At 73.5% G+C, this 9,854-nt stretch carries 8 protein-coding genes and 1 pseudogene; 3 read left to right on the top strand and 6 right to left on the bottom strand.

All coding sequences use genetic code 11. The features are described from left to right. Both AB0K37_RS23295 and AB0K37_RS23290 read right to left on the bottom strand, forming a co-directional pair. Positions 1-867, bottom strand: a pseudogene (locus tag AB0K37_RS23295) (hypothetical protein); the annotation flags it as partial. A gap of 166 nt (positions 868-1,033) precedes the next feature. Next, on the bottom strand, positions 1,034-2,422 hold the full coding sequence (locus tag AB0K37_RS23290; RefSeq protein WP_363984379.1) for a hypothetical protein: 1,389 nt from the start codon (positions 2,420-2,422) through the stop codon (positions 1,034-1,036). Positions 2,423-2,648: 226 nt separating this feature from the next. Here AB0K37_RS23290 and AB0K37_RS23285 point away from each other — a divergent pair, with 226 nt between their 5' ends. The 3 genes from AB0K37_RS23285 (at position 2,649) to AB0K37_RS23275 (ending at position 4,643) form a co-directional block, all read left to right on the top strand. Beyond that, positions 2,649-3,437: an ABC transporter ATP-binding protein gene (locus AB0K37_RS23285; protein WP_363984377.1), complete on the top strand. Its 789-nt coding sequence runs from the start codon at positions 2,649-2,651 to the stop codon at positions 3,435-3,437. A gap of 106 nt (positions 3,438-3,543) precedes the next feature. Further along, on the top strand, positions 3,544-4,317 hold the full coding sequence (locus AB0K37_RS23280) for a sulfite exporter TauE/SafE family protein (protein WP_363984375.1): 774 nt from the start codon (positions 3,544-3,546) through the stop codon (positions 4,315-4,317). 89 nt (positions 4,318-4,406) lie between these two features. Continuing rightward, complete coding sequence (locus AB0K37_RS23275; RefSeq protein WP_363984373.1) at positions 4,407-4,643, top strand: hypothetical protein; 237 nt, start codon at positions 4,407-4,409, stop codon at positions 4,641-4,643. A 53-nt stretch (positions 4,644-4,696) separates the two neighbouring features. On the opposite strand, the gene AB0K37_RS23270 is transcribed toward AB0K37_RS23275, so the two are convergent. The 4 genes from AB0K37_RS23270 to AB0K37_RS23255 all read right to left on the bottom strand — a co-directional run bounded on the left by AB0K37_RS23270 (position 4,697) and on the right by AB0K37_RS23255 (position 9,719). Next, a complete protein-coding gene (locus AB0K37_RS23270) occupies positions 4,697-5,383 on the bottom strand; it encodes a class F sortase (RefSeq protein WP_363984371.1) in 687 nt (228 codons plus the stop codon). Between the two features lie 4 nt (positions 5,384-5,387). After that, positions 5,388-6,068: a hypothetical protein gene (locus AB0K37_RS23265; RefSeq protein ID WP_363984369.1), complete on the bottom strand. Its 681-nt coding sequence runs from the start codon at positions 6,066-6,068 to the stop codon at positions 5,388-5,390. Between the two features lie 374 nt (positions 6,069-6,442). After that, positions 6,443-7,357, bottom strand: a complete 915-nt coding sequence (locus tag AB0K37_RS23260) for a Rieske (2Fe-2S) protein (protein WP_363984367.1) — start codon at positions 7,355-7,357, stop codon at positions 6,443-6,445. A gap of 106 nt (positions 7,358-7,463) precedes the next feature. Beyond that, positions 7,464-9,719, bottom strand: coding sequence for a molybdopterin oxidoreductase family protein (locus AB0K37_RS23255; RefSeq protein ID WP_363984365.1), 2,256 nt, complete (start codon positions 9,717-9,719; stop codon positions 7,464-7,466). Positions 9,720-9,854: the final 135 nt, after the last annotated feature.

Raw genomic sequence — 9,854 nt, 5'->3', positions numbered from 1 at the left:
TCGCGCTCTTCCACGAGCGGCACGACGCCTGGCGCCCCGTCGCCGACCGCCAATGGAAGGCGTTGGCGCCCAGCAGCCCGCGGCGAGCCGGGCGCCGAACTCGCCCGTCCCGTCCAGCGCGATCCGGACGATCATGACGGCGCCGAGCAGGGCGGTGAGCGCGCCGAGGAGCACGATCCGGCGGCGGCTCGGGAGCGGCTCCGGCGTGGCCAGCCGCTGCTCCTCGGGCGTCGCGCGGGACGCGGGGCCGGCGGGGGGCTCGGCGGGCGGCTCGTGCGCCGCGGCCAGCAGGGCCGCCTCCTGGTCCAGCAGGCGCTTCTCGGCCGCGTGGTCGCGCGGCAGGGGACCGCCGCCGGGGACGTCGTCCTCCAGCCCGGACACGCGCAGGGCCTCGTCGAGCGCCGGGTCGAGCAGGTCGGCGGCCTCGCCGTCCAGGACGTGCATGGGGATGCCGAGCCTGCGGGCCGCCACGAACACCGCGAGCGGTTCGAGCCCCATCGCGGTCATCCCGCCCACGGCGGTGCGGCCGAACCGGTGGAAGACGGTCAGGACACCGTCGCCGGTGGTGATGGCCAGGCCGTCGATCCGGGACCGCTCGTAGGAGACCATCGTCAGCCCGCCGGGGCCGACGCGCTCCAGACCGGCCGACGACAGCCGCCAGTACGGGCGCGGGCGGCGGCGGCGCGCCTCCGGGACCGCCCCGAGCAGCCACGGGAACGCGGCGACGGCGCCGATCAGCGCGGCCCACAGCCACCCCGGCCTGATCGGCAGCAGCGCCAGCGCCACCGCGAGGACGGTGAACGGACCCGCGGCGACGGGGCGCCACCGGCCGCCGGATCCCGCGAGGCCCACCAGCTCATGCTCCACAGTCCGCATCCTCACACGGGTCCCCGCGGGCCCGTCGCCCCCTTCCACGATCCGGTCGCCCTCCGGAACCGACATCCATCGCGCCGGTCAGGTCGGGACTCCACCGCCGTCACATGAGGCTCACCGGTCACGTGAGCCGAGCCTCCGTGGAACCGCCGCCGTGCTCTCACCGCCGTCGCCGCACCAGGCCGTAGCCGACCGCCCCCGCGATCGCGAGGGCGAGGAACAGCGCCATCCGGGTGTTGGTGGCGTCCCGGCGGCCGCTCGTGGTGTCACCGCCCGCGCCCGCGTGCCCGGGGGAGGAAGCCGGCGACGGCAGCGCCTCCTCCGGCAGCGGCAGCCGGTAGACCGGCTGGTTCACACCCTCGGAGCCCACCAGCAGCGACCTCCCGTCCGGGGTGTAGGTCACCGACTCGCCCTGGACCTGCCGGGGCAGGTCCAGCGACTTGATCGTCTTGGCGGGGCGGCCGTCGGCGCCGACCGAGTACAGCCGGGCGCCGAAGTAGGTGCGGATGACGCAGGTCCGCCCGTCGGGGGCGAAGGCGCCGTCGGTCGCGATGGGCGGGGCGTCCCCGACCTCGCGCAGGACGTTGGAGCCGCCGGTCCGCAGCCGCGCCGGCGCCTCGTAGACCTTGCCGCCGAACAGCTTGCTGGCGATGTAGAGCCGGTTCGTGCGCGGGTTGATCATCATGGTCTCGGCGTTGCGCGGCCCGTCCTCGTACTTCATCTGGAACCGGGTCGCCCGCAGCGCCTGGCTCACCAGCCGGGCCGGCTCCGGGATCCGGTACACGGTCACGTACGGCCAGGCGCCGCCGAGGTTGTCGCCGATGTCCGCAACGAAGATCGCCGGACGGCCGCGGCCGTCCTTCCCGATCGCCATCGCCTCCCAGTCGCGGGCCCCCGCGCCGGCGAGCGTGAGCACGGCGACGACCTTCCCGTCCGGGCCCAGCGCGTAGACCTTCGGGACGCCGCCGGAGTCGTTGTGGGTGTAGACGACGCCCCGGTGCAGGGCGCTGGCGGCGAGCCCGCTGGACTCGGGCGCGACCAGCGCGTCCGCGATCTCGGGCGGCATGCCCGCGAAGTCGTCGACGGCCAGCAGCGCCTCGGTGGCGTCCCGCATGGCGAGCGTGAGCCGCCGGTCGGCCTCCGCGAGGGACGGGACGTCGGGCGGCGCCGCCGACGCGTCGTGGGTCGTCCAGCGGACGCCGACGTAGGACGAGCCGCGCCGGTCCTCCGAAGGGACGAGCCCCATGGCCCGCCCGTCGAGCACGGCCACGGCGGCGGCGCCCGCATCGATCGCCGCGGTGTTGAAGGACGGCGGCCCGGTCAGTCCCAGTGGGTCGCCCGGTTCGGGCAGGGCCAGCCGTAGCGCCGCCAGACCGCCGACGCGCAGGTCGCCGAGGCCGCGCCGCAGCGTCACCTCGGCGGGCTCGCCGCCGACGATCTGCGGGCCCGCGCTCTTCTCGACCTCGTCGACGGCCTCGTCCAGGCCGACGTGCCCCGTCAGCCAGGCGTTGCCCCAGGCGACGAGGGCGATCGCGACGGCCCTGCTCATACGTCCGTGCTCATTCTCGGTCTCGTGCGTTCCGCAATGGGCATGCGATCCACGATAAGCGCTCGGATCGCCGGTGCCACCGGACGTAAGGGACCTCTCGCGGCGCGGGGGTGTTCCGGAGCCGCTTCCCTGGTGCGATCCCGGGGGGCCACGGCCGCCCCGGATCGCATAGGTTCTTTCCTGCAAGCGGGAGCACGGACCACCGGATTGGGGACGAAGGCGCGCGATGGCAGGCGAGGTGCTTCAACTCCGCGGAGTCGGGGTCAGGCGCGGCGGGGCCACCCTGCTGCGCGACGTCACATGGACGGTCAACGAGGGCGACCGGTGGGTCATCGTCGGCCCGAACGGCGCGGGCAAGACCACGCTGCTGCAGATCGCCGCCGCCATGCTGCATCCCACCGAGGGCAGCGTCTCGATCCTGGAGGAGGAGCTCGGCCGCACCGACGTGTTCGAGCTGCGGCCGCGGATCGGCCTCGCCAGCTCCTCCGTCGCGGAGAAGGTCCCGGCCGGTGAGACGGTCATCGACCTGGTGCTGACGGCCTCGTACGCGATCCTCGGCCGCTGGCAGGAGGAGTACGACTCGACCGACCTCGACCGGGCGGTCGCGCTGCTGGAGGCCCTCGGCGCCGCCGACCTGATCCGCCGGACGTTCAGCACCCTGTCGGAGGGCGAGCGCAAGCGCGTCCAGATCGCCCGCGCGCTGATGCCCGACCCCGAGCTGCTGCTGCTCGACGAGCCCGCCGCCGGCCTCGACCTCGGCGGGCGCGAGGACCTCGTCGCCCGCCTCGCCGCGCTCGCCGACGACCCGGCCGCGCCCGCCATCGCGATGGTCAGCCACCATGTGGAGGAGGTCCCGGAGGGCTTCACCCACGCGCTGCTGCTGCGGAGCGGGCAGATCGTCGCCCAGGGCAAGGTGGACGAGGTCTTCACCCCGGGGCACCTGTCGGAGACGTTCGGGCTTCCGCTGACGATCGACCGCCAGAACGGCCGCTGGTACGCCCGCTCGGCCCGCTGAACCGGGCGGGATGCCCCAAAACGACCCCCCGATCGTCGGCCGTCCGCCACGGCATCCCTACGATGTACGCGCCGTCGGGAACTCGTAGCGCAGGGATGGGACGGACGTGAATCTGCTTGACGCGGCCGCCGTCTTCGCGGCCGGTGTGGCCGCCGGAGGCATCAACACGGTCGTCGGGTCCGGCTCCCTGATCACCTTCCCGACCCTGGTGGCGCTCGGCTACCCGCCGGTGGTCGCGAACATCTCCAACAACATCGGGCTCGTCCCGGGCGGTGTGACGGGAGCCTACGGCTACCGCCACGAGCTGAAGGGGCAGCGCGGCCGGCTGACGCGCCTGGCCACCGGCTCCTTCATCGGCGCCGTGATCGGCGGCCTGCTGCTGCTCGGCCTGCCCGCCGAGGCGTTCGACGTCATCGTCGTCGCGCTGATCGTCATCGCGCTGGTCCTGGTGATCGTGCAGCCGCGCCTGCAGAAGTGGATGCTGCGCCGCCGGGAGGGCGAGCACCGCCCGCAGCACGGCGGCCCGACGCTGTGGGCCGGCGTGCTGCTCGCGGGCATGTACGGCGGCTACTTCGGCGCCGCGCAGGGCATCATCCTCATCGCCCTGCTCGGCATCATGCTGGACGACGACCTGCAGCGCCTGAACGCGGGCAAGAACGTCCTGTCGGCCGTCGTGAACGGCACCGCCGCGATCCTGTTCACGCTCATGTGGCTGTTCGCCGACGCCGGGATCGACTGGTCGGTCGTGCTGCTCATCGCCGCCGGCTCCACCTGCGGCGGCATGATCGGCGCCAAGGTCGGCCGCCGCATCCCGCCGCTGGCGCTGCGCGCCGTGATCGTCGTCGTGGGCGTCGTCGCGATCGTCAATCTCCTGGCCTGACCAGGGCTTTCGCACCTTTTGGGAGGGTTGCGAGCGAGGCGTTCCGGGTATAAGTCGAATATACGTTCGACTACCGGAGGTTCGCGCGGATGAAGGGCGACAGGGTCGAAATCGTGATCGACGCCGGCGAGGGGACGCGGACGTACGAGGTCGCGGCGAGCCGGGCGGGGCGCCGCGTGGAGATCGCGACGCGGCGCGGCGTCGTGGAGGTCAGCGAGGTCACCCGGACGGGGACTCCCGTCCGCACGGCCCGCTTCATGGCGAGCCGCGTCCTGGCCCTGGTGGAGCACCCCGTGGCCTCCGACGGCCGCGAACCGTCCGGCTGACCAGCCGCGGGCCGGGCTCGGCGGGGCCGGGCCCGGCCGGCGGCGACCGGCCGTCAGGACTTGCGGTGGGTCCCCGGAACGGCGTTCCCGGGACCGGGGATCAGGGACGCGTAGACGATGACGTTGTCCAGGTAGTGCCCTCGCTTGGGGTCGAATCGGCCGCCGCAGGTGACCAGGCGCAGTTCCGGGCGGCCCCGCTGCCCGTAGACGCTGTCGGTCGGGAACTCGTCCTTGTCGACGCGCTCGATCCGGTCGATGCGGAAGGCCGGGGCCGTGCCGTCCGCGCGGACGACCTCGATCGTGCGGCCCGGGCGGAGCGCCCCGAGCCGGTAGAAGGCGCCGGGGCCCGACTTGGAGTCGACGTGGCCGACCAGCACGCTGCTGCCGTTCTCGCCGGGCGTCGGGCCGTCCTCCCACCAGCCGACCTCCCGGACCCGGTCGAGCGGCGGAACGCCGAGCGTTCCGTCCCGTTCGGTGGTGACGCGGCGGATCGGCGCGTCGACCTTGATGGACGGAATTCTGACGCGTTCGGGATGGGAGGGCCGCAGTGCGATGTCCGGCCCGGGTTCCGCACTTCTCGGAGCCGGCCGCGCGATATCGGAGGACGGCGGCTGCGGCGGCGGATCGGAATGGTCGCGCACCAATCCCACCACGAACATCGCGGTCCCTGTCGCGATGAGCGCGGCGGCCAGCCGGTACCGGAAACGGCTCGACCGGCCGCCGCGCCTTCTCCTGTCCATGGGCTCAGGAAACGCCCTTCACCTGACGGCGACGGGTCACGACGGCGATGCCGCCGCCCAGGGCGAGAACCCCGAGACCGCCGCCGGCCAGCATCGGGAAGCTCGACATCGAGGTGCCGCCGCCACCGGCCATGACGCCGCCGTGCGGCCTGATCGGCTTGAGGAACCGTACGGCCACCCACTTGCCGATCCAGGCCGGCGGGACGCTCTGGCGCAGCTGGGTCCAGCCGCTGTTCTTGCAGTCGGCGCCGATGTGCTTGCCGAAGGGCAGCGTGCCGACCTGCTTGAACCTGGTGCCGGGACCGTTGCGGACCGCCAGGCCGTGCCGTGCGGTGACCTCGTACCGGCAGACGCGGATGGGCGTGATCTGCTTGAGGAACCGCACGGCGACCCACTTGCCGATCCAGGCCGGCGGGACGCTGCCGCGAAGCTGGGTCCAGCCGGTCCTCTTGCAGTCGGCGCTGATGTGCTTGCGGAACGGCAGCGTGCCGACCTGCCTGAACCTGGTGCCGGGACCGTTGCGGACCGCCAGGCCGTGCCGTGCGGTGACCTCGTACCGGCAGACGGCCGCCTGGCGGGCGCCGGTCGCCGCCTCGGCGTGGTTCGCGTCCGTCGCCGCGACGGCGACGGCTCCGCCGGACAGCAGCGACAGCCCGCTCGCCGCACCGGCCACGGCGAGTGCCATGCCGGTTCGCGCGCTTGTCCTCATTCTTCCCCCAACGAAATGATCTTCGGTGCCGGAGGTGTCCGGCATCGTTCCTTGATCACGCTTCCCGAGGGGAATTCCGTGCATGTCGTTCTGGTCGCAAACATTGAGAATAGTGATCAGTGGGCACTGTGAAGGATTTATCGCGGAACGGCCAACGGCTATCTCCATACCTCTGACTAAATGCTCATAATGGACATCCGGACCCCATTAAAAAGGGTCAATCAGTGAAAACCTCATGATCCCCCCGAGGTCGGGGCCATACCGGCATCGCCCGAAGGGCGGCGGGCACGCGCGAAGGCGCCCGCGCGCATGCGCGGGCGCCTCGGATCGGAGCCGTCAGACCGGAGCCGTCAGACCGGGCGGACCTGGAGGGTGCCCTCCTCGGTCACGCGGGTCTCGAAGGACGGCTGGCGGGCGGTGGCCGGGCCGTGGACGACGGAGCCGTCGGCCACGCGGAACGTGCTGCCGTGCCAGGGGCAGACGACGCAGGTGTCGGCGCCGTCGCCGGTCAGGACGCGGCCCTGGTGGAGCGGTCCCGCGAGGTGGCTGCAGCGGTCGGCGAGGACGTGCACCTCCTCGCCCTGCCGCAGCACGAACAGGTCGATGTAGCCGAGGCGCCGGGTGACGGGCCAGCCGTCCGGGAGGTCCTCGACGGCGCACAGGTCGTGCCAGCCGAGCGGGACCAGGTGGGCGAGCTGGTCGGCGTGGCTGGCGCCGGCCGCCTGCCGGAACGCCAGGTGCCCGCCGAGGTAGGCGCCCGCGACGAGGGCGCTGAGGCCCGCGAAGCCGAGCGCGCGCCCGGCGGCGTCGCGGCCCTGGTGGCGGGCGACGAAGGACGCCGAGTAGAGCATGCTCGCGGTGGCCGTCCCGGCGGCGTGGACGAGTCCGACGCGCTGCTGCTCGCGGTGCAGGGCCGACCAGTCGGCGATGCCGGTGAGGACGGTCGGGACGGCGCCGGCGAGCCCGGCGGCGACGAGGACCTGCGAGGCGCGGCGCGTGCCGGGGACGAGGTCCAGGACGGCGGCCGACATCCACAGCCCGATGGGCAGGTCGGTGAGCGGCGCGTGGGCCGGATGGCCGACCGGGACGCCGTGCAGGGCGTCCTTGACCGGCCCTGGACGCAGCACCCGCCGGACGGCCCCGGACAGGACCCGGATGGGGCGGTCCAGGGCGCCGGCGTGCTCCAGCCTCTCGGTGGCGTCGGCCAGCCGCGCGGTCGCCTGGGGGCTCTCTCCGCGCCGGAAGATGTTGACCCGTCGGTTCATGCCCCTCCTCCGCGGTCCTGCTGGGACGCCTGTTGCGACCCTAGTCTCCCGCGTTCCTCCGCGGCCAGTCATACCTACCTGGTGCCGGGAGGGGCTAAACAACGGGTCAGCGCGCCGCCTCCAGGGTGACGGGGACCCCGTTGAGGACGGCGTTGCCCGAGAGCGGGTCGATCTCCTGCTCGTCGGTGACGGCGTTGACGTTCACCCCGGCGTGCCGGCTCGCGACCCGCGTCCGGGTCCCGGGGCGGTCGTGGCCCCAGCCGTGCGGCAGGCTGACCACCCCGACCATGATCGTGTCGGTGGGCTCGGCGACGGCCTCCAGGGCGCCCGCCCGGGACGTGACCCGGACGGTGTCGCCCGCGGCGACGCCGAGGCGGTCGGCGTCGGCCGGGTTGAGCTGGAGGGTGCAGGTGTTGGAGCCGCGCACCAGCTCGGGGACGTTGTGCAGCCAGCTGTTGTTGGACCGCAGGTGGCGGCGTCCGATCAGCACCATGCCGCCGGACGTCCCCGGGTCGCGCAGGGCGGAGCGGAGCCGGTCGACGTCGGCGGCGCACGTGGAGGGGCACAGCTCGATCCGGCCGGACGTGGTGCACAGGACCTCGTCCAGCCGCGGCTTGAGGGCGCCGAGATCGAGCCCGTGCGGGTACTCGGCGCGCAGCCGCGTGAGCGTCAGGCCGGTGAAGCCCGCGTCGCCGCCCGGCTCCTCCCGCAGCGCGGGCTCGCCGCCGAACGCGTCGCCGTAGGGGCCGAGGCGGAGCATCATGTCGAGCCGCTGCTCGGTGAGGGTGCCGGTGTCGAGCATCTTGCGCAGCTCGTCGGGCTCGCGGCCGAGCACCGGGGAGCCGGGCAGCGCGACGGCCTTCTCCAGCGTCGCCTTGATGATCATTTCGTCGAGCAGGGCGGGGTCGCCGTCCGTCCCGGAGGCGGCCATGGCGAGCCGCGCGAGGATCTCGGCCTCGCTGGGCCGCCCGTCCGGCAGCGGGACGGCCGGCGGCGAGTAGCGCGCGTAGTCGCGGACGGCGAGCCCGGTGAGCGCGATGTCGTAGTGCGGGGTCTGCGCGGGCCGCGGCGGCGGCAGGACCACGTGCGCGTGCCGTGTCGTCTCGTTCAGGTAGGGGTCGACGCTGACCATGAACTCCAGGCCGGCGAGCGCGCGGTCGAGCCGGGCGGCGTTCGGCGCCGACAGCGCCGGGTTCCCGCCGATCGTGATCAGCGCTCTGACCTGCCCCTCGCCGGGCGTCTCGATCTCGTCGGCGAGCGTCGCGACGGGCAGCTCGCCGTTGACCTCGGGCAGCCCGCGGACGCGGCTGCGCCACCGTCCGGTCGTGAACGGCTTCTTGCGCCGGTACACCGGGGCGTGGGCGGGCCGCGGGAACATCGCCCCGCCCGGGCGGTCGAGGTTCCCGGTGAGGACGTTCAGGACGTCCACGAGCCAGCTGTTCAGCGTCCCGTAGGCCTGGGTGCACGTCCCGATGCGGCCGTAGACGGCGGCGCGCTCCGCGGCGGCGAGCTCGCGCGCGGTCCTGCGGATCGTCGCGGCCCCGACGCCGGTGACGGCCGCGACGTCCTCGGGGGCGAAGTCGACGGCGAGGGCGCGCAGGTCGTCGAGTCCGTTGACGCGCCCGGCCAGGTGCCCGGCGGACGCGACCAGCTCCTCGGCGAACAGGGTGTGGACGAGCGCCATCAGGAAGAACGCGTCCGTCCCCGGCCGGATGAACAGGTGCTCGTCGGCGAGGGCGGCCGTCCGCGTCCGGCGCGGGTCCACGACGACGATCTTCCCGCCGCGCGCCCGGATCGCCTTCAGCCGTCCCGGGAAGTCGGGGGCGGACGCGAGGCTGCCGTTGGACTCCAGCGGGTTCGCCCCGAGCATCAGCAGGTGCCCGGTGCGGTCGAGGTCGGGCACGGGGATCGCCAGGGGGTCGCCGAACATGTGCCCGCACGCCACGTGCTTGGGCATCTGGTCGGCGGTGCTCGCCGTGAAGAGGTTGCGGGTGCCGAGCGCCTTGACGATCGCGGACCCGTACAGCGGCCCGGCGATCGAATGGGCCGTCGGGTTGCCGATGTAGACGGCGACGGCGTCGCGCCCGTGCCGCGCGACGACCTCGGCCAGCCGCCGGGCCAGCGTCTCGAACGCCTCGTCCCATCCGGAGGCCTCGCCCGCCACGAGCGGCTCCGCCAGCCGGTCGGGGTCGCCGTCGAGGCTTCCGAGCGTCGCGCCCTTGGGGCAGATGTAGCCCTTGCTGAACGGGTCCTTCTCGTCGCCGCGGACCCGCGTGACCGTGCCCGCCTCGTCGAGGGTCAGTTCGAGCCCGCACAGGGCTTCGCAGAGGGGGCAGGTGCGGAAGGCCGTGCGGTCGCCCATCGAGACACTCCTTGTGAACGGGACCGTCTCTCTATGATGGCCGCCCGCCTCTCACCGCGCTATGCCACAAAGTGAACTATTAAGGCACTTCGCAGCCTTCCCGCCAGAAATCACCATTCAGCGCGCTGTGCTCGC

The organism is Actinomadura sp. NPDC049753, assembly GCF_040674655.1.
In the GTDB taxonomy this organism is placed as follows: Bacteria; Actinomycetota; Actinomycetes; order Streptosporangiales; family Streptosporangiaceae; genus Spirillospora; species Spirillospora verrucosospora.
The sequence above is the reverse complement of the archived record's forward strand: the minus strand, read 5'-3'. Positions and strand labels throughout refer to the sequence as shown.